The sequence below is a fragment of the Frateuria sp. Soil773 genome, assembly GCF_001428405.1.
Taxonomy (GTDB): domain Bacteria; phylum Pseudomonadota; class Gammaproteobacteria; order Xanthomonadales; family Rhodanobacteraceae; genus LMSL01.
The window spans coordinates 538,382-561,686 of the sequence record NZ_LMSL01000002.1 but is presented as its reverse complement, the minus strand read 5'-3'; the positions used below and the strand labels follow the sequence as shown (position 1 = coordinate 561,686).

Genomic DNA, 23,305 nt, shown 5'->3' with positions numbered 1-23,305 from the left:
GATCAGGCTAACATGCGGCTTTTCACCGGCAGGGCAAGCTCCATGGGCGGTTTCGGTACCGGACGCGACACCTTCGGGACGCATCCCGTCGCGGTGCTGCGCGACGACGCGCGCGGGCGCTGCGTGCGCATCGCCCACCGCGGCGCCACCGTGCTGTCGATCGAACAACGGCTGGGCGGCACGTGCCATGAGCTTGCCGACGGCTACCGCGACGCGGGCGAGCTGGAAAGCCTGTCGGGCTCGCGCTTCGCCGTGATGGCGCCCTTCGCCAACCGCATCGCCGGGGCGCGCTACGTCTTCGACGGCGTCGGGCAGGACATGCAGCCCGGCGTCGAAGGGGCGCAGCGCGGGATCCGGCACGGCTTCGTGCGCGGGGTGGATTTCGAGCCGGTCGATGTGGGCGCGGACGAGCACGCCGCCTGGGTCGAGCTGGCGACCTCGGCGATCCGTCCCGGCGCGCATCCGGGCTATCCGCACGCGATCGACCTGTCGGTGCGCTACGTGCTGGATGCGCGCGGGCTCGCGCTCGACGTGCGCATGCGCAACGCCGGCGCGACGGCGGCGCCGTGCTTCTTCGGCTGGCATCCGTATTTCCGCGTGGGCGACACGCCGCCGGACGCGTGGGAGCTGCAGGTGCCCGCCGACGCCCTGGTCCGCACCGACGCCGATTCCATCCCCCTGCCGGGCGCGGCCGCGACCGTGCCGCTGGAGCAGGCGCCGGCGCTGGACTTCCGGACGATGCAGCCGATCGGCGCGCGCCGCCTCGACCTGGCCTATGCCGGGCTGCGCCGCGACGCCGACGGCCTGTGCCGCGCGCGCCTGCGCGATCCGGCCAGCGGGCTGGCGGTCGCCATGTGGCAGGAGTCCGGCATCACCCTCGTGTTCACCGCCGACACGGTGAAGCGTGGCGCGCGCGGCTCGGTGGCGCTGGAGCCGATGGAGAGCTGGAGCGACGCGTTCAACCGGCCCGACTGCGCCGGCGCGATCCGGCTGGAACCCGGCGTCGAACGGCGCTTCCGTTGCGGAGTGGAGATCGAGTTGCCATGACTACGACGACGCTGCCCACGATCGGGCAGATCCGCGATGCCGCCGCGCGCATCGCGCCGCATGCGCGCATCACGCCGGTGCTGCGCAGCGAGGCGCTGGACGCGCTGGCTGGCGCCGAGCTGCATTTCAAGTGCGAGAACCTGCAGCGCGGCGGCGCGTTCAAGTTCCGCGGCGCCTGCAATGCGGTGTGGTCGCTTGCGGACGGGGAGGCCGCGCGCGGCGTGGTCACGCATTCCTCCGGCAACCACGGCAATGCGCTGGCGCTGGCCGCCGCCACCCGCGGCATCCAGGCGCACGTGGTGGTGCCCGAAGGCGCGGTGCAGGCCAAGCTCGACGCCATCGCGCGCGCCGGCGCCACCCTGCACCGCTGCGCGCCCAACCAGGCCGCGCGCGAGGCGATGTGCGCCGAGGTGCAGGCGCGGACCGGCGCGACCCTGGTCCATCCCTATGCCGATACGCGGGTGATGGCGGGGCAGGGCACGATCGCGCTGGAGCTGCTGCACCAGGCGCCGGCGCTGGACGCCCTGATCACGCCGGTGGGCGGCGGCGGGCTGGCCGCGGGCGTGGCGACCGCCGCGCATGCGCTCAGGCCGGACCTCGCGCTGTTCGCCGCCGAGCCGGCCGGCGCCGACGACGCGGCGCGCTCGCTGGAGGCGGGCCGGCGCGTCACCGGCGTGGTGCCGGAGACGGTCTGCGACGGCCTGCGCGCGCTGGTGGGCGAATCCAACCTCGACGCGCTGCGCGCGCATCGCGTGGACGTGATCACGGTGAGCGACGAGGAAACCGTGGCCGCGATGCGCCTGCTGTGGTCCGAGCTGAAGCTGGTGGTGGAGGTGTCCAGCGCCACCGTGCTGGCGGCGATCCTCAAGCAGTCGCGGCGTTTCGCGGGCAGGCGGGTGGGCGTGGTGCTCACCGGCGGCAACGTCGACCTCGACGCCTTGCCCTGGCGCGATTGAGCCGGGGCGCCGCCGCTTCCCCAGCGATCCCGTGGCCTATCGCCGTTGGCGCCATGGCCCGGCGATCCAGCCAATAGGCGAGGCGGGGCCGGGATGCCCGCGTCGTGGAGGCGATTGGCGCAGTGGCCCGTGGCGCTTGCCACGCCATCGCGCCGCAGGCCGCCAGCGAACCCGTATCCGGTCAGCGCCGCCGAAGGCGCAGGCCGCTCACCGCGCACAGGCCGAGCAGCACGAAGACGATGCCCAGCCATTCCATCGCCGTCGGGCGCTCGTGCAGGATCGCCCATGCCAGCAGCACGCCGACGATGGGCACGCCCAGGCTGCTCACGCTGGCGACCGTGGTGGGCAGCCGGCGCAGCACGATCGACCACAGCCACCAGGCCAGGCTGGACGCCATCAGCACGCTGTAGGCCAGGCCCGCCACGAAGGCGCCGCTCCACTCGATGTCCCGCTGCGGCACCGCCAGCGCGACCGCGCCCAGTGCCACGCCGCCTGCCAGCATCTGCCAGGCGGTGAGGCCCAGCGCGGAGACCGCGTGACGGCGGAACAGCCGCTTGCTCAGCACCGTGCCCGCGGCCCAGGCCACGCCGCCGGCGATCGCCAGCGCGGTGCTCGCCGCGTTGCCCAGCCCGCGCCACGGCTCGATGATGCAGACCAGGCCCAGCGCCGCCAGCGCCAGCCCCAGCCAGTGCCGGCGGGTGGGCCGCTCGCGCAGGACCAGCCAGGCCAGCAGCACCGCCCAGAACGGCATGGTGTAGGCCAGCAGCGCCACGTGGCCGGCGCCGCCGCTGACCAGCGCCCATTGCTCCAGCCCCTGGAAGGCGGCGGTCTGGCACAGGCCGATCAGGATCGTGGGCGCGAGCGGCGGCGGCTTCAGCGACTGCCGCGCCAGCAGCATCGCGGCGAACAGCACCGCGGCGCCGAGCAGGTAGCGTATCGCCGCGAAATCGAACGGCCCGGCATAGGCCAGGACCTGCTTCATCACCACCCAGCTATAGGCCCACAGGCCGATCGTGGCGAGCAGCGCGAGCAGGGCGCCGCGGGCGGAGGCGGAGGGCGTGGGCATCGGCGTCGGCGCTGGAAAACCGCGAGTGTACCTTTCGCCGATGCCGCAAAGCCGCGCCGGGCGCGGCTGCGCTACATTGGCCGCTTCCACGGAGAACCTCTATGCAACGCTGCCACTGGGCCGCCGCCGACGATGCGCTGATGTGCGCCTACCACGACACCGAGTGGGGCACGCCGCTGCACGACGACGACGCGCTGTTCGAGTTCCTCTGCCTGGAGGGCGCGCAGGCCGGGCTGTCGTGGCGCACCGTGCTGGCCAAGCGCGAGAACTACCGCCGGCTGTTCCACGGCTTCGACATCGCCCGCGTGGCCGCGATGAAGGATCGCGAGCTGGAAAAGCTGCTGCTCGACCCGGGCATCATCCGCAACCGGCTCAAGGTCGAGGCCGCGCGCGACAACGCGAACGCCGTGCTGGAGGTCGTCGCCGAGCACGGCAGCCTGGACGCCTACCTGTGGTCATTCGTCGACAGCCGGCCGCTGCAGAACCGCTGGAAGGACCGCAGCGAGGTGCCGGCCAGCACGCCGTTGTCCGACCGCATGAGCAAGGCGATGAAGAAGCGCGGCTTCCGCTTCGTCGGCACCACCATCTGCTATGCGCTGCTGCAGGCGACCGGAATGGTCAACGACCACCTCGTCGGCTGCTTCCGCCATGCGCAGGTGCGCAAGATGGCCTGATCGGGCCGCCGCCTCGCGGGGGTTTTCCCGGCGGGTGCCCGGGGCGCGGTTATGGCACCATAGCGCGCCTCTGCGCGCGATGCGGCGCACGGCCGGCAGGCCGGGCCGCGGGACGGGGCCAAGGACACCACGACGCACGGAACGCCGGTCGGACGTTTTCCAGCAGGACGCATGATCGCCATGCCGGCGGGAAGCCGCGGCGGCCATGCGTGCGCGACCCGCGCATCAGGGCGGTGCGGCCAGGGGCCGCTGCAACCATAGGGCGACTCGGATGACATGGTGGACACGCAAGACAGAAAGGCTCCCGCGCCCGGGAACGCCGGCGCGTCGTCCGCTGGCGATGGCGCTGGAACCGCGCCTGATGTTCGACGGCGCGCTGGCCGCCACCCTGGCCGAGGCGCCGCACGCCGAGCCGGCGCCGCACCCGGTCGCCGAGCATCCGGCGGCCGAGCCGGCGCCGGCCGTCCATGCCACGGCCGCCGCGGCGGCGGCCGATAGCGCCGCCCGCGCGCCCACGGTGACCCGCGTCGACCTGCCGTCCGACGCCACCTACGCGGCGGGCCAGGCGCTGGAGTTCGGCGTGCACATGAGCGCGCCGACCGTGGTCGATACCCGCGGCGGCACGCCGCGCATCGCGATCACCCTCGACGACGGCCGCGTCGTCCACGCCGACTACGCCGGCGGCTCCGGCGGCGACGTGCTGCTGTTCCGCCACGTGGTGCAGCAAGGCGAACTCGACGCCGACGGCATCGACGTCGGCGCGCGGATCGATCCGCACGGGGCCAGGCTGCACGACGCCGCCGGCCAGGCAGCCGGACTCGAACTGGGCAAGCTCGACGCCGGCGGCGTGCGCATCGACGCGGTGGCGCCGTACGTGACCGGGGTGGAGATGCCGGCCAGCGGCGACTACCGCGCCGGCGCCGCGCTGGACTTCGTGGTGCACACCAGCGAGGCGGTGCGGTTCGATCCGCAGGAAGGCGCGCCGCACCTGACCCTGCTGCTGCACGACGGCAGCGCGGTGGATGCCGACTACGTCGATGGCGCCGGCGGTACGGCGCTGCGCTTCCGCTACATCGTGCAGCCGGGCGTCAACGAACCGGTGGGGATCGCGCTGGGCGACGGCGCCGGCCTGGCGGGCGCGTCGCTGCGCGACGGCGCCGGCAACCTGCTCGAGCCAGCGCGGCCGCACGCCGCGTTCGCCGAGTCGCAGGTGCGCATCGACACCCGCGCGCCGTACGTGGTGGAGATCGGCAGCGGCATCGACGGCCCCACCAGCGGGCAGCAGGGTCTGCGCTACACCGTGCGTTTCGACGAGGCCATCGACGGCCTCGGCCTCGACGATTTCGCCCTGGCCAGCACCGGCAACGCGCATGGCCGGGTCGCCTCGGTGAGCCGGCTGGACAGCCATACCTACGCGGTGTTCATCGACGGCGTGGGCGGCACCGGCAGCCTGCGGCTGGACCTGCTCGCCGGCAATCCGCGGGTCACCGACCGGGCCGGCAATGCGCTCGCCCTGGGCGGCACCGGCACGGCCACCCAGATCGGCGGTGTCACCCCGGTGATCCTCGCCGCGCCCGGGGCCATGGCCGCGGCGGCACGGTTCGCCCACGACGGCGCCGCCGCCACGCTGGACGCGCTGCAGCCGGCCCGGCTGCCCACGATCTATTTCGGCGACGCGGCGCCGGCGCGCGCGTTCGCGCCGCCGGTGGCGGATACCGCCGGCGTGCTGGCGGCGTTGCGCGCGCTGCCGGACGGCGTGCCCCACCTGGTCGAGAAGCCCGCACCGGACCATGCCGTGCCGCCGCCCCCGCCGCCGATCGAGGCCGGCCGCGCGTTCAGCGTGCGCCTGCCGGGCGGCCTGTCCGGCGGCACCCGCGTGGTGCAGGTCGCCATGGCCGACGGCCGCGCCCTGCCGGCGTGGCTGCTGTTCGATCCGGTGGCCGGCACGCTCGAAGGCGTCGCGCCGCGCGGCTTCGACGGCCGCCTGCCGCTGGAGCTGGTGGTCCGCGACGCCAGCGGCGTGCAGCGCACGCTGCCGCTGGAGCTGGTCATCCATGCGCGGGACGGCGCCGGGACGAATGCCGAGCGGCCGCACCGCGCGCCGGAGCATGCCGTGCAGGAGCGCGCCGCGCAGGAGCCGCCGGCGAAGCCGGCGCTGCATGCGCAGTTCGGCCAGCAGCGCCAGCCGGCCGGGCAGGACCCGGCGCTGCTGCTGCGCCGGCTGGCGGTCGCGCGGCAGTTGCCGGCCACGGCCGGGGTGCACCCTTGACGCGACCGAATGCCGGGATGGCCCCGACGCTCGCCGCCATGCCGCCCCGTTCCACCCCGTGCCGCCGCCTGCCTTGCTTCGCGGCGGCGCCCTGGAAGATCGCCGCCGCCGCGCTGGCCGCCGCCGCGCTGGCCGGCTGCGTCGTGCGCCCGCGACCGCTGTCGGCCGAGCAGCGCGCCGCGATGCTGCCGGCCGACCGCCAGGCGATGGCCGCCGGGCAGGCGCCGGTGGACGGGCCGATCACCCTCGACGAGGCGATGGCGCGCGCGCTCAAGTACAACCTCGACAGCCGCGTGAAGCTGATGGAACAGGCGATGGCGCAGCGCCAGCTCGACCTGTCCAACGTCGACCTGCTGCCCACGCTCACCGCCGCCGCCGGCTACACCGTGCGCGACAACGTGCTGGCCGCGTCCTCGCAGGACATCACCACCGGGCAGCAGTCGCTGGTGCCGTCCACCTCCAGCGAGCGCCATGCGCTGCGCGGCGACCTGGGCTTTTCCTGGAACCTGCTCGACTTCGGGGTGAGCTACTACGGGGCCAAGCAGCAGGCCGACCGCGTGCTGGCCGCGCGCGAGCGTCGCCGCAAGGTGGTGCAGTTGCTGATGCAGCAGACGCGCCAGGCGTACTGGCAGGCGGCCGGCGCGCAGAAGCTGCAGGCGCAGTTCGACCCGTTGCTGGCGCAGGCGCAGCAGGCGCTGCGCGATTCGCGCACGATCGAGCGCGAGCGCCTGAAGGACCCGCTGCAGGCGCTGGCCTACCAGCGCGAGCTGCTCGACCTGGTGCTGCAGCTGGAAACGATCCGCGACGAGCTGCTGCAGGCCAAGCCCAAGCTCGCCTCGATCATGAACCTGGAGCCGGGCAAGCCCTATCAGTTGGCCGTGCCGGACGGCTTCGACCTGCCCGCGCTGTCGATCGCGCCGGAGCGCATGGAAGAGGTCGCCCTGCTCAACCGGCCGGAACTGGCCGAGGCCGAATACACCGAGCGCATCGGCCTCAACGAAACGCACAAGGCGATGGCGCGGCTGCTGCCCGGCGTCGAGCTGGAAGTGGGCGCGCACTACGACAGCAACAGCTTCCTGGTGAACAACGCCTGGCGCGATGCCGGCCTGCGGGTGAGCTGGAACCTGCTCAACCTGCTCAACGCCCGGCGCATCAAGGCGGCGGCGAACGCGCAGTACCAGCTCGCGCGCGAGCAGCGGCTCGCGCTCAACATGGCGGTGCTGACCCAGGTGCACGTGGCCTGGATCGACTACGCCAGCCGCAAGCAGCAGTTCGAGCTGACCCGCCAGTTGAGCGAGGTCGAGCAGCGCATCCTCGAGCACACCCGCAACGCGTCGCAGGCCAGCGCGCAGGGCCAGCTCAGCGAGATCCGCGCCGCCACCAGCGCGCTGATGTCGGAGCTGAAGCTGTACCAGAGCTACGCCGCCTACCAGGGCGCCTACGGCCAGATGATCGCCTCGCTGGGCCTGGACCCGGTGCCCGAGACGGTGACCGGCCACGACCTGCCTGCGCTGGAGCGGGCGATCCGCGACACCCGCCGGCAATGGGACAATCCCGCCGTGCCAAGCGCAGAGGCATCCAAGCAGTGAAGCCGTTGATGATCGCAACCACCCTGATGAGCCTGTCGATGGCGGCCGCCGCCGCCGCCGGCGACAGCGACGACGGCGCCGACGCGGCGGGCCGCATCCGCACCCAACTGGTCGCGCAGAACGACGTGACGATCTCCAGCGAAGTGGCGGCGAAGATCGCCCGTCTGCCGCTGAAGGAGGGCGACGCCTTCGCCAAGGGCGACCTGCTGGTGGCGTTCGACTGCGGCCTGTACCAGGCGCAGCAGCGCAAGGCGGAAGCCACCGCCGCCGCCGCCGCGCGCGAGCTGGCGGTGACCCGCAAGCTGGCCGGGCTGCGCTCGGTCGGCGAGCTGGAGGCGGCCCAGGCCGAGGCGCGCGCGAAGGAGGCTGCCGCGGACGCCGCCTACATGCGCACCACGGTCGGCAAGTGCAGCATCCGCGCGCCGTTCGCCGGCCGCGTGGCGAAGCGCGAGGCGGCGCCGTTCGAGTACGTGGCGGCGGGCAAGCCGCTGCTGGAGATCCTCGACACCGGCGCGCTCGAAGTGAAGCTGATCGTGCCCTCGCGCTGGCTCGCCGGGCTGAAGCCTGGCGCCCGCTTCACCGTGCATGTGGACGACCTGGACCGCGACTACCCGGCGCAGGTGGTGCGCATCGGCGCGCGGATCGACCCGGTCAGCCAGACCGTCAACCTCAGCGGCCGCATCGACGGCGCGCCGGCCGAGCTGCTGCCCGGCATGAGCGGCTGGGCCAGCTTCCCGAACCAGCGATGAGCGACGTCAGCCACGCCTCCGTCCAGGGCCTGCTCGGCCTGCTGCAGCTCGGCCAGCGCGCCCGCGCGGTATCGACCGTGCAGGAGCTGGGCTTCGTCGCCGTCAACGAGACGCGCTCGGTGCTGGCCTACCGCCAGGCCGCGCTGTGGCTGGATGGCAACGTGAGCCGGGTCACCGCCCTGTCCGGCGTGCCGCAGGTCGATCCCACCGCGCCGTACGTGCAGTGGTTGGGGCGGCTGTTCCGCGCGCTGGGGCCGGTGCCGGCGCCGCGCGCGGTCGAAGCGGCCGCGCTGCCGGCGCTGCTGGCCGAGGAATGGGGCGGCTGGCTGCCGGCGCATGCGCTGGCGCTGCCCATGCGCTACGGCGGCCTCGGCCCGCACGGCGTGCTGCTGCTGGCGCGCGAGCAGCCCTGGCGCGAGGAAGAACTGGCGCTGGCCGGCGAGCTGGGCGCGCTGCTCGGCCACGCGCTGTACGCGCTGCGACCGCGCGAGCGGCTGTGGCGCAAGGCGTGGGCGCGGCTGCGCACGCGCAAGGTGATGTGGCGGCTGATCGTCGCCCTGCTGGTGGTCTGCGCGATCCCGGTGCGGCTGTCGGCGTTGGCGCCGGCCGAGGTCACGCCGGTCGATCCATTCGTGGTGCGCGCGCCGCTGGACGGCGTGATCGACCGCCTCAAGGTGGTGCCGAACCAGCCGGTGAAGGCCGGCGACCTGCTGTTCGACCTGGACGCGACCACCTTGCGCAGCCGCTATGCCAGCGCGCGCAAGGCCTACGAGGCGGCGCAGGAGGAGTACCGGCAGAGCGCCCAGCTTGCGGTCACCGACGACAAGGGCAAGCTGGAGATGGCGCAGCGGCTGGCCGACCTGCAGCAGAAGTCGGTGGAGATGGCGTACACCGCCGACCAGCTCGCGCGGGTCGAGGTGAAGGCCGAGCGCGACGGCGTGGCGGTGTTCGCCGACGTCAACGACTGGACCGGCAAGGCGGTGGGAGTGGGCGAGAAGGTGCTGGTGCTGGCCGACCCCTCGCGCGTCGAGCTGACCGGCTATCTCTCGGTGGGCGACCAGATCGCGCTGAAGCCGGGCGCCGAGGTCACCTTCTATCCGAAGGCCTCGCCGTTCACCGCCTACCGCGCCACCGTCGACAGCGTGGCGTACAAGGCCGCGCCCACCGACGACGGCATCCTCGCCTACCGGGTCAAGGCGCACTTCGCCGACGGCGAGGCGCGCCCCTGGCTGGGCCTGATGGGCACCGCGAGGCTGTATGCCGGGCGCGTGCCGCTGATCTACTACGTGCTGCGCCGGCCGCTGGCCGCGCTGCGCCAGCGGCTGGGCTGAGGCATGCCGGACCGGCCCGCGCCCGCATCGACGCCGTCCGCCCCGGCGCATCCGCTGCCGCCGCTGCGCCAGGAGCTGAGCCTCAACGCCGCGCCGGCGACGCCCGACGGCGTGCCCAACTGGACGCTGCACGACCCGGCCGCCAACCGCTTCTACCAGTTGAGCTGGGCCGCCTTCGAGATCCTCTCGCGCTGGCCGCTGGGCGAGGCGGAGGCGATCGCGGCGGTGGTGAACGAGGAGACCACGCTCGACGTCGAGGCGGCGGACGTGGTCGCGCTGGCGCAGTTCCTCGCCGAGCACCACCTGACCGTGGCGGCTACGCCCGCCGACACGGCGCGGCTCAACGAAGCGGCGGCGCGGCGCCGGCTGTCGCTGCCGAAGTGGCTGCTCAACAACTATCTGTTCCTGCGCGTGCCGCTGGTACGGCCGATGCCGTTCCTGCGGCGGGCCTCGCCGTGGATCGGCTTCGTCTACCGGCCCGGCTTCTGGTGGTTCACGCTGGGCGTGGCGGCGCTGGGGCTGTACCTGGTGACGCGCCAGTGGGACAGCTTCGCGCACACCTTCCGCGCCTACACCAGTTGGCAGGGCCTGCTCGGGCTGGGCGTGGCGCTGAGCTTCGCCAAGGTGCTGCACGAGCTCGGCCACGCGTTCACCGCCTACCGCCACGGCTGCCGCGTGCCGACCATGGGCATCGCGCTGCTGGTGCTGTGGCCGGTGCTGTACACCGACACCAACGAGGCGTGGAAGCTGCCGTCGCGCCGCGCGCGGCTGCAGATCGGCGCGGCCGGCGTGCTGGCCGAGCTGATGCTGGCCGCGTACGCCACCTTGCTGTGGAACTTCCTGCCGGACGGCCCGCTGCGCGCCGGCGTGTTCATGCTCGCCACCAGCACCTGGCTGGTGACGCTGGCGATCAACGCCAGCCCGTTCACCCGCTTCGACGGCTACTACCTGCTGTCGGACTGGCTCAACGTACCGAACCTGCACGAGCGCACCTTCGCGCTCGGCCGCTGGTGGCTGCGCGAGCGGCTGTTCGGCTTCGGCGACGCGCCGCCCGAGCCGCTGCCGGAGCGGCACCGGCGCTTCCTGATCGGCTTCGCGCTGGCGACCTGGCTGTACCGCTTCGTGCTGTTCCTCGCCATCGCCCTGCTGGTGTTCCATTTCTTCTTCCGCGCACTCGGCCTGTTGCTGATGGCGGTGGAGATCGGCTGGTTCCTGGTGCTGCCGATCGCGCGCGAGCTGGCGGTGTGGTGGCGCCGCCGCGGCGAGCTGCGCTGGCAGCGCGCGACCGTGCGCACGGCGATCCTCGCCGGCCTGCTCGCGCTGGTGCTGCTGGTGCCGTGGCAGGGCGCGGTGCGTGCACCGGCGGTGCTCGGCCAGGCGCTGGCGCAGACCGTGTACACGCCGCGCCCGGCGCGGCTGCGCGAGCTGGCGGTGCGCGAGGGCGGGCAGGTCGCCGCGGGCGCGCTGCTGGCGCAACTGGAATCGCCCGAGCTGGACTACCAGCTCAAGCGCGCCGAGCAAGACGCCGCGCGGCTGCAATGGCAGGTCGAGCAGCAGCCGTTCGACGACGAGCTGCGCGCGCTCGGCCCCGCCCTGCGCAAGCGCTGGGAAACCGCGCGCGCAACGGTCGCCGGCTATCGCGCCGAGCAGGCCCGGCTGAGCCTGCGCGCGCCATTCGCCGGCCGCGTGGTCGACCTCGACCCGACGCTGCATCCGGGCGAGTGGCTGAAGGGCGGCGAGGCGCTGCTCGGCGTGGTCGGCGGCGACGGCGTGAAGGGCAATGCCTTCGTCGGCGAGGCGGCGCTGCCGCGGCTGCAGCCGGGCCAGCGGGTCACCTTCCTCGCCAGCCTGCCGGAACAGCAGGACGTGCATTGCACGGTCAGCGGCATCGACCGGCTGAACCTGGCCGCGCTCGACGAGGCCAGCGTCGCCAGCGTCTACGGCGGCGAGATCCCCAGCCTGCGGCGCCCGGACGGCACGCTGGCGCCGCTGGAATCGACCTTCCGCGTGCGCTTCGACGGCTGCGACCGCAAGCAGGCGCTGCCGCGCGAATCGGACGGCCGCGTGGCGATCGCCGGCGAGTCGCGCAGCCTGCTCGGCCGCGGCGTGCGCTGGCTCGGCGCGATCGCGCGGCGCGAGGCCGGGTTCTAGCCGCGCGCAGGCGCGTTCACCGGCGCGTCACCCCGGTCTCACCGCGGCCGCGCTTGCATGGCGGTCCGTTCCCGGGCGAGGCGGACATGGGCAAGCGGCACACCGGCAAGCTGCGTATCGGTATCTCCGGCTGGCGCTACGCGCCGTGGCGCGGCGTGTTCTATCCCAGGGGCCTGCCGCAGCGCGAGGAGCTGCACTACGCCTCGCGCCAGGTCGCCAGCATCGAGCTGAACGGCTCGTTCTACAGCCTGCAGCGGCCGTCGAGCTACGCGCGCTGGTACGCGGAAACGCCGCGCGGCTTCCGCTTCGCGGTGAAGGCGCCGCGTTTCATCACGCACACCAGGCGGCTGCGCGACGTCGATACCGCGCTGGCCAACTTCTTCGCCTCGGGCGTGTTCGCGCTGCGCGAGAAACTCGGCCCGATCCTGTGGCAATGCCCGCCCAGCCTGCGCTACGACGAGGCGCTGTTCGACGCCTTCCTCGCGCGGCTGCCGCGCGACACCGGCCAGGCCGCGTCGCTGGCGCGGCGCCACGACGCGCACCTCAAGGCGCGCGCCCTGCTCGCCCCGGATCGCCCGCGCCCGTTGCGCCACGCGCTGGAAGTCCGCCACCCCAGCTTCGCCTGCGCGCAGTTCGTCGCGCTGCTGCGCCGGCACCGGGTCGCGCTGGTGGTCGCCGATACGGCGGGGAAGTGGCCGTACCTGGAAGACGTTACCGCCGGCTTCATGTACCTGCGCCTGCACGGCGACCGGGAGCTGTACGCCAGCGGCTATTCGGACGGCGCGCTGGACGACTGGGCGCGGCGCATCCGCGCCTGGGCGCGCGGCGCGCAGCCGCGGGACGCAGTGCGTGTCGGCGATAGGCCGCCGGCAAGGCGGGCCACGCGCGACGTGTACTGCTATTTCGACAACGACGCCAAGGTGAAGGCGCCGGGCGACGCGCAGGCCCTGGCGCGCCGGCTCGGCGCAGCCTAAGAGCCTGTTCAAAGTCCCCCGGGTATTCCCTTACGAAGCGTCGTCCCAGCGGCCGTTGAGAGCCGTAGGAATGGCGAGCGGGGAGTATGGGAAATTCCAGTCTCCCAGGTATCCCCCANGCTTTCAACGGCCGAAGGGCCGGTCAAGCTGGGATCCAGTGCCTTTAGGTTTTGGGGAAGGGGAAAGTCGCTGGATGACCAGCCCTTCGGCTGTTGAAAAGCGCCTCCTGCCTTCGCAGGAATGACGAGCGGGGAGCGTGCGGGAATTCCAGTCAGATAGGGAGACCTTGAACAAGCTCTGATGCGGAGACTTTACCCGCCCGCCGCGCGCGCGCGATTGGCCTGGTGCGCCGGGTCCTCGTGCAGTAGCCGGCGGGTCACGCCATTGGTCCAGCCGAAGCCGTCCTGCAGCGGGTATTCGCCGCCGCCGCCGCCGGCCGCGTCGTCCTGCCGGCGCGGCAGCGCGTATTTCTCCACCAGCTTGCTCTCGCGCTGGTACAGGCGGCCCACCGTGTGCAGCCAGCGCTGCGCGATGTCGTCGGCCAGGGCGGTTTCGCCGTAGTTGCGCAGGCCGCGGATCGCCAGCCACTGCAGCGGCGCCCAGCCGTTGGGCTGGTCCCATTGCTCGCCGCTGGTGCATTCGCTGGTGCCGAGGCCGCCGGGCCGGAGCAGCCGGTCGCGCAACGCCTGGGCGGTGTGCCGTGCCTGCCGCCGGCTGGCCAGGCCGACGTAGAGCGGCGCCGAGGCCGCCGCGGTGAACGCGTCGCGCCGCGCGTCGCGCTGCCAGTCGAAGTCGAGATAGAGGCCGGCTTCGTCGTCCCACAGCCGCCGGTCGATCGCGGCGTGGCGGGCCTCGGCCCGCCGCCGGAACCGCTCCGCCTGCGCGTCGTCGCCGCCGGCGCGGCTGAGCAGGGCGATCTGCCGCTCCAGCTTGTACAGCAGGCCGTTGAGGTCCACCGGCAGGATCGCGGTGGTGCGGATGCTGGACAGGTCGTCCGGGCCGTCGCACCAGCGCGAGCTGAAATCCCAGCCGGAGGCGGCGCCGGCGCGCAGCTCGCGGTAGACCTCGTGCGGCGGCCGCGCGGAACGCTGCGCCGTGGCCACGTCCTCGCCGTGCGATTCCTCGCGCGGCGTGTCGCGGTCGTCCCAGTAGCGGTTGAGCAGGCTGCCGTCCTCCAGCCGCACGCAATGCCGGCGTGCCTCGCCGGGGCGCAGGTCGTCGGCGCCCTCCATCCACCAGGCGTATTCCTGGCGCAACTGCGGCAGGTAGTCGAGCGCCTCGCACAGGCCGTGCTGCTCGAACAGCTCCACCATCAGCGCGAACACCGGCGGCTGCGAGCGGCTGAGGTAATAGGTGCGGTTGCCGTTGGGCACGTGGCCGTAGGTGTCGATGAGGTAGGCGAAGTTGTCCGCCATCGAGCGCAGCAGGCCGCGCCGGCCGCTCTCGGCCAGGCCGAGCATGGTGAAGTAGGAGTCCCAGTAGTACAGCTCGCGGAAGCGCCCGCCGGGCACCACGTAGCGTTCCGGCAGCGGCAGCAGCGAGCTGTTCGGCGGATGCTCGCGCGGGTGCCGGGTGAGCACGTCCCACAGGCCGTCGATGTGCTCGCGCAGCGGCTGCCCGGGCACCGACACGTAGTGGCTGCGATGCACCACCGGCGGCACGAAATGCCGTTGCACGAAGCGGCCGAGGTCGAAGCCCTCCTGCGCGCACCGCGCACGGTAGGCATCCAGGATGCGTTCCGGCTCGCCGCGCGGCACGCAGTCGACGAAGGTCTTGCTGTCGTCGAACACGCCGCCCAACTGCACCGCGGTGAACAGTTCCTGGTAGCGGTCGGCCGGGGTCAGCGTGTCGGCGGGGGCGACGCTGGCGGCTTTCACGGCGTTGGCGCGGATGTCTTGCTCGTCCATCACTGCTCGCTGTAGTTCCACAGCAGGCCGCCGTCCACGGTGAGGGTGGTGCCGGTGACGTAGCCGGCGTCGGCGCCGGCGAGGAAGGCCACTGCGGCGGCGACGTCCTCCGGCGCGCCCAGCCGGCCCAGCGGGATGTCGGCGAGCAATGCCTCGAGCAACGCCGGCTGCGCCATCAGCTTGGCGTTGATCGGGGTCTTCACCGCGCCCGGGGCGACGTTGTTGACGCTGATGCCCAGCGGCGCCAGCTCGATCGCCAGGTCGCGCATCAGCATCTTCAGGCCGCCCTTGCTGGCGCAGTAGCTGGCGAAGTGCGGGAACGGCAGCTCCTCGTGCACCGAGCTGACGTTGACGATGCGGCCGCCGCCGCCGCGCTCGCGCACGTGGCGCGCAAAGGCCTGGGACAGGAAGAACGGGCCTTTCAGGTTCACTCCGAGCACCAGGTCGTAGTCGGCCTCCTCCGCGTCGAAGAAGGGCGCGCGGCGCTCCACCCCGGCGTTGTTCACCAGCACGTCGATGCGGCCCATGCACGCGACGCCCTCGGCGACCACGCGGCGGCAATCGGCGACCTGGCCGACGTCGCCGACCAGCAGGGCGGCCTGCGCGCCCTGCTGTCGCAGCAGGGCGAGGGTCTCCTGCGCGCTGGCGTTGTCCTGGCGGTCTTCCACCAGCACCGCGGCGCCGTCGCGCGCCAGCCGCAGCGCGATCGCGCGGCCGATACCCTGCGCCGCGCCGGTCACCAGCGCCACCTTGTCCTGCAGACGCATGCCGTTCTCCCTGGTTGGCGAGTCGGCTGGCGAGTGTAGGCCGCCGGTCCGTGAACGCTCCGCGAGCATGGGGCCGCGCGCGCTTCGCCGCGCGGCGGGCACGGCTCGCCGCAGCGCGCTGGCGCGACGTGCGCCGGCGCCTGTGCAATGGATGCAGGCCACCACCGGAGGAATACCCATGAAGAAGCTGCCTGCCTTGCTGTCCGCCCTGTCGCTGTGTGCCGTCCTGGCTGCCGGCGTGCATGCCGATGCGCCGGCGGCGCCGGACGCGCACGCGCAGGTCGGGCAGGTGGTGGAACGCTTCCGCACCGCGATCATCGCCAGGGACAAGGCGACCCTGGAGGGCCTGTTCCTGCCCGGCGGTTCCTGGTTCGAGGTGCTGGGCGAGGCGCCCTACCGCACGCTGAAAGCCAGGCGGCCCGAGCTGAAGCGCATCCACCCGGACGATTACCGCGACTTCGCCGCCTACGTCGGCAACAGCAGCCAGCCCATCGAGGAAAAATTCTCCAACGTGCGCATCGAGACCGACGGCACGGTGGCCTCGGTGTATTTCGATTTCGTCTTCCTTGCCGGCGGCAAGGCCGCCAACACCGGCAGCGAAACCTGGCAACTGGTGAACACCGGCGAGGGCTGGAAGATCAGCGCGATGGCGTACTCCAGCAACCCGCCGCCGCATTGAAGTCAGGCCAGGGCCGCGTGCGGAGGCGAACGGCCCTAAAGTAGCGGGCCGCGACCCGCCGCGGCACCGCCGGAAACCCATCCCGTCCCATGACCGACACCGCCATCCCCGCCGCCCGCCGTGGCGCCGACGTTCCCTTCCGGCTGCCGCTGCTGGCCGGCCTGCCGCTGGTGCTGTGCATGGCGGTGATGGCCCTGCCCGAACTGGGGCACGGCCGCGCGGTGGCGTTTCGCGTGCTGTACGCGGCGGCCTACCTGGTGTGGATCGTGCCGCTGGCCGCCGCGCAGCGCGCGTTGCGCCGCCGCGGCGTGCGCTGGCCGCTGGCGGCGTTGCTGCTGCTGGCGCTGGCCTACCTGATGTCGATGGCGAACAACGCGCTGGGCCAGTGGCTGGCGCTGCACTGGGGCCTGGTGCCGGACTTCCGCTGGCAGCGCCTGTTCGGCGTGGACGGCTGCTGGCTGCCGCTGATCGCCTTCTGCGCGCTGCATGCGATGGTCGACCACTACGCCGCGCTGCAGGCCGAGCGCGAGCGCGTGCAGGCGATCGCCGCGCAGGCGCGCGATGCCGAGCTGCGCGCGCTGCGCTACCAGTTGCAGCCGCACTTCCTGTTCAACACGCTCAACGCGATCTCCACCCTGGTGGCCGAGCGCCGCAACCCGGAGGCCAACCGCATGCTGGCCCGGCTCGGCGACCTGCTGCGCGCCACGCTGGACAGCGGCGAGGCGCACGAGGTGGCGCTGGCCGAGGAACTGGCGCTGACCGGGCACTACCTGGACATCGAGAAGGTGCGCCTCGGCGAGCGGCTGGCGCTGGACCTGCGCATCGGCCCCGACGTGCTGCGGGCGGCGGTGCCGGCGCTGCTGCTGCAACCGTTGCTGGAGAACGCGATCCGCCACGGCATCGCGCCGCGCACCGAGCCCGGCCGCGTGGCGCTCAAGGTCGAGCGCGACGGCGGCCTGCTGCGGCTGTCGCTGCGCAACGACGGCGTGCCGGCCGCGCGGGATGCGGCGGCGGACGAGACGCGCCCGGCCGCGATCGGCCTGCGCAACGTGCGCGAGCGGCTGGCGCGGCTGTACGGCGCGGCGCACCGCTTCGAGTTCGCGCTGGCGGACGACGGCGGCTGCGAGGTGAGCATCGCGCTGCCGTTCCGTGCCGTCGCGGCGGCGCAGCCCGCATGAGCCTGCGCGTGCTGGTGGTGGACGACGAGCCGCTGGCGCGCGGCGGCGTGCGCGCGCGGCTGGCGGCGCAGCCGGACGTGACGGTGGTGGGCGAGTGCGCCGACGGCGAGGCGGCGCTGGCGGCGATGCGCGCGCAGCGGCCCGACCTGGTCTTCATCGACGTGCAGATGCCGGGCCTGAACGGCCTCGACGCGCTGGAGCGCCTGCCGCCGCAGGAACGGCCGCTGGCAGTGCTGCTCACCGCGCACGCGCAGTTCGCCCTGCGCGCCTTCGCCCTGCGCGCGCTCGACTACCTGCTCAAGCCGATCGACGACGAACGCTTCGCCGACGCGCTCGACCGCGCGCGGCAGGCGCTGGCGCTGCGCCGGCTCGACCCGGCCGCAGGGCATGCGGCGCCGGCCTACGCCGGCCGCTTCGAAGTGCGGCTGGGCCAGCGCGTGCAACTGGTGGACGCGGCGCAGATCGACTGGATCGAGGCGCAGGGCNCACCTGCTGCGCGAGCCGCTGCACCGGCTCGCCGCGCGGCTGGACCCGGCCCAGTTCGCGCGCATCCACCGCTCGGCGATCGTGCGGCTGGACCGTGTCGCCGAGTTGCAGGCGCTGTCCAACCGCGACAGCCTGCTGCGGCTGCATGACGGCACGCCGCTGCGCGCCAGCCGCACCTACGTGGACGCACTGCGCGCAGCGTTGCTGGCCGGCGCGCCGCCGGCCTGAGCGGATCGCCGCGCACCGCGCACGCGTCACCGCAAAAGCCGTCCGCGGCCATCGCTTCGCCACGTCCGCCCGCCTACAGTGCGCATCTTTCGTGTACGGCCTTCGCCGCACACGCCCAAGCTGCACAACCCAAGGGGAGCGCTCGACGATGCACCGGATGCCCGGCCTGGACCTGCTGCGCGCGCTCGCGGTCGTGTGGGTGATGCTGTTCCACTCCTACATCGTCGGCGGCCTGGGCGAACGCTTCGAGCTGCTGCAGGGTTACGGCTGGATGGGCGTGGACCTGTTCTTCGTGCTCAGCGGCTACCTGATCGGCCGCCAGGTGCTGGCGCCGCTGGCGCGCGGCGAGCGGTTCGCCTTCGCGGCGTTCTACCGCCGCCGCGCGTTCCGCATCCTGCCGGCCTACCTCGCCGTGCTGGCGGTGTACGTGGCTTGGCCGGCGCTGCGCGAGGCGCCCGGGCTGTCGCCGGCATGGCAGTTCATCAGCTTCACGCTCAACCTGCTGATCGACTATGCGCATGCGCCGGCCTTCTCGCATGCGTGGTCGCTATGCGTGGAAGAACACTTCTACCTGCTGTTCCCGCTGCTGGCGGCAGGGCTGGCGAAGCGACCCTCGGCACGCACGGTGCTGGCGGTGTGCGCGGGCGTGGTGGTGTTCGGCCTGGCCTGGCGCGGCTACGTGTGGCTGCACGCCATGGCGCCGTTGCAGGAGACGGATCCGCGCGGCTTCGGGCTGTGCTTCGTGCAGGGCATCTACTACCCCACCGGCGCGCGGCTGGACGGCCTGCTGGCCGGCGTGCTGCTGGCGCTGGCCGAGACCTGGCGGCCGCAGGCGTGGACGCGCTGGCGCATGCGCAGCGGTGTGCTGGCACTGGCCGGGCTGGCGGCGACAGGCCTGGCGATGGTGCTGTTCCGCGACCGGCTGGGGCTGTGGCCGTCGCTGATCGGCTATCCGCTGCTGTCGGGCGCACTGGCGCTGCTGGTGGCCGCCGCCGCGCTGGCGGGGACGGGCCATTGGCGCGTGCCGGGCGCGGGCTGGCTGGCGCGGCTCTCCTACAGCCTCTACCTCAGCCACAAGCTGGCGATGCACGCGGTGGCGACCTGGCTGGTGGAGCCGCTGGGACTGCACGGCGCGGCGGCGTTCGCCTGCCATGCCGCGGGCGTGCTGGCGGCGGGCGCGGCGCTGCACTACGCGGTGGAGCGGCCATTCCTGCGCTGGCACGACCGCGCGGACCGGCCGGCGCTGGCGACGCTGCCGGCGGCCGCGCCGTAGCGCGCGGAGAAAGGGCAGGCTGCTGCCGCGCGCTGTCAGCAGGGCGGCGGAAAAGACGGGCATTCGCCCCGGCGCGCAGGCATCATAGGCGTCCATTTCCCGGCCGTCCCCATGTCCACAGGTTCCCGCCTCGCTCCCGTGCTGCTCGCGGTCGGCGTGCTGCTGATCGCGATGGTGTCCTACCAGTGCGGCGCGGCGCTGGCCAAGCAGTTGTTCCCGCATATCGGCGCGCAGGGTGCCACCGCCTGCCGGCTGGGCCTGGGCGCGCTGATCCTGCTGCTGCTGCGCCGGCCGTGGCGGCGCTCCCGGCCCGGCGCCGACTGGCGCGTGCTGTGGGGCTACGGGCTGGCGATGGGCATGATGAACCTGGTGTTCTACCTGTCGCTGCGCACGATCCCGCTGGGCATCGCGGTGGCGCTGGAGTTCACCGGGCCGCTGGCGCTGGCCCTGTTCGGCTCGCGCCGGCTGCTGGACTTCGTGTGGATCGCGCTGGTGGTGGCCGGCCTGCTCCTGCTGCTGCCGCTGCGCGGCCAGGCGCACGAGCTCGATCCGCTGGGCGTGGCGTACGCGCTGGCCGCGGGCGTGGGCTGGGCGCTGTACATCGTGCTGGGGCAGAAGGCGGGCGCGGCCTACGGCGCCGACGCGGTGACGCTGGGCACCTCGATCGCCGCGCTGCTGGCGATCCCGGCGGGGATCGTGCACGCCGGCGGCGCGCTGTTCTCGCCGTCGCTGCTGCCGCTGGCGCTGGGCGTGGCGGTGCTCAGTTCGGCCTTGCCGTATTCGCTGGAGATGATCGCGCTGACCCGCCTGCCGGCGCGCACCTTCAGCACCCTGCTGAGCATCGAGCCGGCGGTGGCGGCGGTGGCCGGCGTGGTGTTCCTGAGCGAGCGGCTGAGCCTGCTGCAATGGCTGGCGATCGTGGCGATCATCGTGGCGGCGGCAGGCACCGCGCTGAGCGTGCGCAAGCCGCTGGCCGAGCCGCTGGCGAACTGACGCGGGGCGCGAGGGGTGCGGGCGCGGTGCTTGCGGGCGGGCGCAGAAAGCGCGGGCGTAGATGGTCGCTTTGGGCGCGGATGCGAAACGTATTTGCTGGTCTCGCGTCTTGGCCTGCCACTCGCCGCGTTCACGGGCGGGTGTGCGTCGCCGTGCTCACGGCCGGATGCACGGAAAACCGCAGCCGAAGGCTTAGTCATCCAGCGTCATTGAGTTTCTAGGATCCAGTGCCGTTGGGTTTTCGAGGAAACAGCCACTAGCTGACCAGCCCCTTGGCTGTTGAGAAGCGCCTCCTGCTTTTGCGGGAATGACGAGTAGGCGGCTGAACCAACCGATAGATCCCAGACAGCCGCTCAACGCCGCCGCGAGCCGCGCAGGCTGTCCAGCGAGAAGCTGGCGATCTCGCCGCCGCCCGCCATGCGGCGCGACTGTCCCGGCGGCGGCCCCCAGGCGTGCGCGGTGACCACCTCCCAGGTGGCCGGGATGCGGCCGTCCACGCGCATCGCCTCGTACGCGGCCAGCATCGCGCGGTAGTGCGACTTGCCGGTGAGGCCGCGCTCGCGCGCGCTGTCCGCGTTGGTGGCGCCCAGGCCCTGCAATTCCTTCAGCAGCATCCGCGGCTCGCTGTAGGTGAGCGTGTAGCGGTCGACGTCCAGCACCGGGTCGCGCAGGCCGGCGTTGATCAGCGCGTCGCCCACGTCGTGCATGTCGAGGAAGCGGCCCACGTGCGGCTGCCGGTCGGCGGCCGCCCAGGCGGCGCGCAGTTCCTTCAGCGTGTCCGGGCCGAAGGTGGAGAACGCCAGCAGGCCGCCGGGCCGGAGCACGCGCGCGCATTCGCCGAACAGCGCCGGCAGGTCGTCGATCCACTGGAAGCACAGGTTGGAGTGCAGCACGTCCACGCTGTGGTCCGGCAGCGGCAGCCGGGTCGCCTCGGCGCAGACGCGCTGGAACGGCTTCAGCCAGCCCGCGTGGCGCTTCGCCGCCTGCAGCATCGGCAGCGCCAGGTCGAGCGCGAGCACCTGCGCCTGCGGCCAGCGCTTCTTCAGCAGCGCGCTGCCGCGGCCGGTGCCGGCGCCCACGTCGAGCACGCGCGCGGGCGATGGCAGGTAGAAGTCCAGGCGGCCGAGCAGCACCTGCTGCACCTCGCGCTGCAGTGCGTCGTGCCGCTCGTAGCTGGCCGCGGCGCGGCCGAAGTTGTGGCGCACCTGGCGCCGGTCGATGTGGAAGGCGTTCATGCGGGGAGGTCTTCGGCGCATTGCGCCAGCAGGGGTTGCAGCGCCCGGGCCAGCGCGTCGGCGTGGCCGATGAAGGGCGCATGGCCGGCATGCGCGATGGCGTCGAAGCGGCCGCGCGCCTGCTCCGCCGACCACTGCATCGCCGCCGGCGGCACCAGCCGGTCGCGGTGGCCGGCGAGCCAGGCGTTCGGCGGCGCCAGTTGCGGCAGGCGGCCGCGCAGGTCGCTGTCTTCCAGGACGCGGATGCCTTCCTGCAGCACGCGCAGGTCCGGCTCGCCGCGCGAGAACACCTCGCCGCGCAGGCGGCGCAGTTCGGCGCGCGGATCGGCGCTGCCCATCGCCTCCAGCGCGAGGAAGCGTTCCAGCGTGGCGTGGTAGTCGGTTTCCAGGTCGGTGGCGAGCTGGTGCACCAGGGTGGCGTCGCTGCCGTGCGGCCAGTCGGCGGTGCGCACGAACTTCGGCGTGGCGCACAGCATCGCCAGCGCGCGCACCTGCGCCGGCAGCTCCAGCGCGGCGGTGAGCGCGACCAGTCCGCCCAGCGACCAGCCCAGCCACGCCGCCGGCGGCGTGGCCGCGGCGATCGCCCGCGCGCAGGCGCGCGGTTCCAGCGGCAGGCCGCAACCGCGCGAATGGCCGTGGCCGGGCAGGTCGACCACGTACATCGTGCATTGCGTGGCCAGCGCCTCGACCAGCGGCGCGAACACGCCGCCGTGCATCGCCCAGCCGTGGATAAGCACCAGCGGCAGCGGGCCGTGGCCGTGGGTCTCGATGTGCAGGGTCATTCCGGGATTCCTGCTCCCGCTCGGGGAGAAGGTGCCCCGCGAGGGGCGGACGAGGGGCGGGGGCTCGCGCAGGAATCCATCCCGGCATGTTCCGGATGCGCTTCATCGCCAGCGTGATCGCTCGCCCCGGCGATCTCCCCGCCGGCGAGTGGGAGCCGTTCGTGCTTCGATGGCGTTTCGGCGCCAGCGTGGCCGCTTGCCCCGACCCTCTCGCCATGGAGGCGGGAGAGCGAAGGCAGGAGCTGCTTATCCACCGAACCGCGGCCGTCGAACACGAAGCAGTCGCCCTGCCAGTGCGCACCGCCGGTGTCCTCGAAGTATTTCAGGACGCCGCCTTCGAGCTGGTAGACGTGCTGCATGCCGAGGTCCTGCATGTGCAGCGCGGCCTTTTCGCAGCGGATGCCGCCGGTGCAGTACGACACCACGGTCTTGCCCTCGTAGCGCGCGAGGTCGGCGGCGATGGCGGCGGGAAAGCCGGTGAAGCTGGCGAGCCGGTAGTCCACCGCCTGCGGGAACTTGCCGACGTCGGTCTCGTAGTCGTTGCGGGTGTCCAGCAGCACCACCTCGCGGCCGTCGTCGTCGCGGCCCCGGTCCAGCCAGCGCCGCAGCGTGGCGGGGGCCAGCGCGGGCGCGCGGCCGCCCTCGGGGCGGATCGCCGGCTGCCGCATGGTGATGATCTCTTTCTTCAGCCGCACGCGCAGGCGGCCGAACGGCGCCGCGTCGGACGGCGATTCCTTCGCCTCCAGCCCGGCGAAGCGCGGGTCCTCGCGCAGCCACGCCATGAACGCGTCGGTGGCCTCGCGCGCGCCGGCCAGGAACAGGTTGATCCCTTCCGGCGCGAGCAGGATGGTGCCCTTCAGCGCCAGCGCCGTGCAGCGTTCGAGCAGCCGCTCGCGCAGCGCGGGCAGCCCGTCCAGGCTGACGAAACGGTAGGCGGACAGGTTGACGATCGACATGCGCAGGGCCGGGAA

20 protein-coding genes and 1 pseudogene are annotated in these 23,305 nt (G+C 73.1%); 15 read left to right on the top strand and 6 right to left on the bottom strand.

The window, feature by feature from the left end; translation table 11 throughout:
* The first annotated feature begins 42 nt into the window (after positions 1-42).
* Positions 43-1,047 carry an aldose epimerase gene (locus ASG87_RS02375; RefSeq protein ID WP_056000136.1) on the top strand — a complete coding sequence of 335 codons (1,005 nt, stop codon included), beginning with the start codon at positions 43-45 and terminating at the stop codon, positions 1,045-1,047.
* Positions 1,044-2,003 carry a pyridoxal-phosphate dependent enzyme gene (locus tag ASG87_RS02370; RefSeq protein WP_056000132.1) on the top strand — a complete coding sequence of 320 codons (960 nt, stop codon included), beginning with the start codon at positions 1,044-1,046 and terminating at the stop codon, positions 2,001-2,003. The genes ASG87_RS02375 and ASG87_RS02370 overlap by 4 nt, the downstream gene beginning before the upstream one ends.
* Before the next feature lie 181 nt (positions 2,004-2,184).
* On the opposite strand, the gene ASG87_RS02365 is transcribed toward ASG87_RS02370, so the two are convergent.
* Complete coding sequence (locus ASG87_RS02365) at positions 2,185-3,069, bottom strand: DMT family transporter (RefSeq protein WP_056000129.1); 885 nt, start codon at positions 3,067-3,069, stop codon at positions 2,185-2,187.
* A 101-nt stretch (positions 3,070-3,170) separates the two neighbouring features.
* Here ASG87_RS02365 and ASG87_RS02360 point away from each other — a divergent pair, with 101 nt between their 5' ends.
* The 7 genes from ASG87_RS02360 to ASG87_RS02330 all read left to right on the top strand — a co-directional run bounded on the left by ASG87_RS02360 (position 3,171) and on the right by ASG87_RS02330 (position 12,806).
* Positions 3,171-3,743, top strand: coding sequence for a DNA-3-methyladenine glycosylase I (locus ASG87_RS02360; protein ID WP_056000126.1), 573 nt, complete (start codon positions 3,171-3,173; stop codon positions 3,741-3,743).
* A gap of 340 nt (positions 3,744-4,083) precedes the next feature.
* Positions 4,084-6,012 (top strand): putative Ig domain-containing protein, encoded by a 1,929-nt coding sequence (locus ASG87_RS02355; protein WP_056000123.1) that lies wholly within the window; start codon positions 4,084-4,086, stop codon positions 6,010-6,012.
* Positions 6,013-6,029: 17 nt separating this feature from the next.
* Entirely contained in the window at positions 6,030-7,601 is a 1,572-nt protein-coding gene (locus ASG87_RS02350) for a TolC family protein (RefSeq protein WP_200948970.1), read from the top strand.
* 8 nt (positions 7,602-7,609) lie between these two features.
* Positions 7,610-8,350 carry an efflux RND transporter periplasmic adaptor subunit gene (locus ASG87_RS02345; protein WP_056000120.1) on the top strand — a complete coding sequence of 247 codons (741 nt, stop codon included), beginning with the start codon at positions 7,610-7,612 and terminating at the stop codon, positions 8,348-8,350.
* On the top strand, positions 8,347-9,681 hold the full coding sequence (locus ASG87_RS02340; protein ID WP_056000117.1) for an HlyD family efflux transporter periplasmic adaptor subunit: 1,335 nt from the start codon (positions 8,347-8,349) through the stop codon (positions 9,679-9,681). Before ASG87_RS02345 ends, ASG87_RS02340 begins: the two co-directional genes overlap by 4 nt.
* 3 nt (positions 9,682-9,684) lie before the next feature.
* Positions 9,685-11,832 (top strand): HlyD family efflux transporter periplasmic adaptor subunit, encoded by a 2,148-nt coding sequence (locus tag ASG87_RS02335; RefSeq protein WP_082582696.1) that lies wholly within the window; start codon positions 9,685-9,687, stop codon positions 11,830-11,832.
* An 86-nt stretch (positions 11,833-11,918) separates the two neighbouring features.
* Positions 11,919-12,806, top strand: coding sequence for a DUF72 domain-containing protein (locus ASG87_RS02330; protein WP_056000114.1), 888 nt, complete (start codon positions 11,919-11,921; stop codon positions 12,804-12,806).
* A 311-nt stretch (positions 12,807-13,117) separates the two neighbouring features.
* Here ASG87_RS02330 and treF read toward each other — a convergent pair whose 3' ends face one another.
* Both treF and ASG87_RS02320 read right to left on the bottom strand, forming a co-directional pair.
* The gene (gene treF, locus ASG87_RS02325; protein WP_056000111.1) at positions 13,118-14,713 is read right to left on the bottom strand and encodes an alpha,alpha-trehalase TreF; all 1,596 of its coding nucleotides are present in this window, start codon (positions 14,711-14,713) and stop codon (positions 13,118-13,120) included.
* Positions 14,713-15,480 carry a glucose 1-dehydrogenase gene (locus ASG87_RS02320; protein WP_056000108.1) on the bottom strand — a complete coding sequence of 256 codons (768 nt, stop codon included), beginning with the start codon at positions 15,478-15,480 and terminating at the stop codon, positions 14,713-14,715. The genes treF and ASG87_RS02320 overlap by 1 nt, the downstream gene beginning before the upstream one ends.
* A 178-nt stretch (positions 15,481-15,658) precedes the next feature.
* Here ASG87_RS02320 and ASG87_RS02315 point away from each other — a divergent pair, with 178 nt between their 5' ends.
* The 6 genes and pseudogenes from ASG87_RS02315 (at position 15,659) to rhtA (ending at position 20,317) form a co-directional block, all read left to right on the top strand.
* Positions 15,659-16,159, top strand: coding sequence for a nuclear transport factor 2 family protein (locus tag ASG87_RS02315; RefSeq protein WP_056000105.1), 501 nt, complete (start codon positions 15,659-15,661; stop codon positions 16,157-16,159).
* An 89-nt stretch (positions 16,160-16,248) separates the two neighbouring features.
* The gene (locus ASG87_RS02310) at positions 16,249-17,337 is read left to right on the top strand and encodes a histidine kinase (RefSeq protein ID WP_157510847.1); all 1,089 of its coding nucleotides are present in this window, start codon (positions 16,249-16,251) and stop codon (positions 17,335-17,337) included.
* Positions 17,334-17,822 (top strand): annotated as a pseudogene (locus tag ASG87_RS02305) (response regulator); the annotation flags it as partial. The gene ASG87_RS02310 and the pseudogene ASG87_RS02305, both read left to right, overlap by 4 nt.
* Position 17,823: 1 nt before the next feature.
* On the top strand, positions 17,824-18,051 hold a 228-nt coding region (locus ASG87_RS20755), incomplete at its 5' end, for a LytTR family DNA-binding domain-containing protein (protein WP_235499545.1).
* Between the two features lie 148 nt (positions 18,052-18,199).
* Positions 18,200-19,324 carry an acyltransferase gene (locus ASG87_RS02300; protein WP_056000102.1) on the top strand — a complete coding sequence of 375 codons (1,125 nt, stop codon included), beginning with the start codon at positions 18,200-18,202 and terminating at the stop codon, positions 19,322-19,324.
* A 111-nt stretch (positions 19,325-19,435) separates the two neighbouring features.
* Entirely contained in the window at positions 19,436-20,317 is an 882-nt protein-coding gene (gene rhtA, locus ASG87_RS02295; protein ID WP_056000099.1) for a threonine/homoserine exporter RhtA, read from the top strand.
* Between the two features lie 353 nt (positions 20,318-20,670).
* Here rhtA and bioC read toward each other — a convergent pair whose 3' ends face one another.
* From bioC to ASG87_RS02280, 3 genes are read right to left on the bottom strand one after another with little or no spacing between them, the layout of a single operon-like run.
* A complete protein-coding gene (bioC, locus tag ASG87_RS02290; RefSeq protein WP_056000097.1) occupies positions 20,671-21,552 on the bottom strand; it encodes a malonyl-ACP O-methyltransferase BioC in 882 nt (293 codons plus the stop codon).
* Positions 21,549-22,334 carry a pimeloyl-ACP methyl ester esterase BioH gene (bioH, locus tag ASG87_RS02285; protein WP_056000095.1) on the bottom strand — a complete coding sequence of 262 codons (786 nt, stop codon included), beginning with the start codon at positions 22,332-22,334 and terminating at the stop codon, positions 21,549-21,551. Before bioH ends, bioC begins: the two co-directional genes overlap by 4 nt.
* Entirely contained in the window at positions 22,331-23,290 is a 960-nt protein-coding gene (locus tag ASG87_RS02280; protein WP_056000092.1) for a sulfurtransferase, read from the bottom strand. Before ASG87_RS02280 ends, bioH begins: the two co-directional genes overlap by 4 nt.
* Between the last annotated feature and the right edge of the window lie 15 nt (positions 23,291-23,305).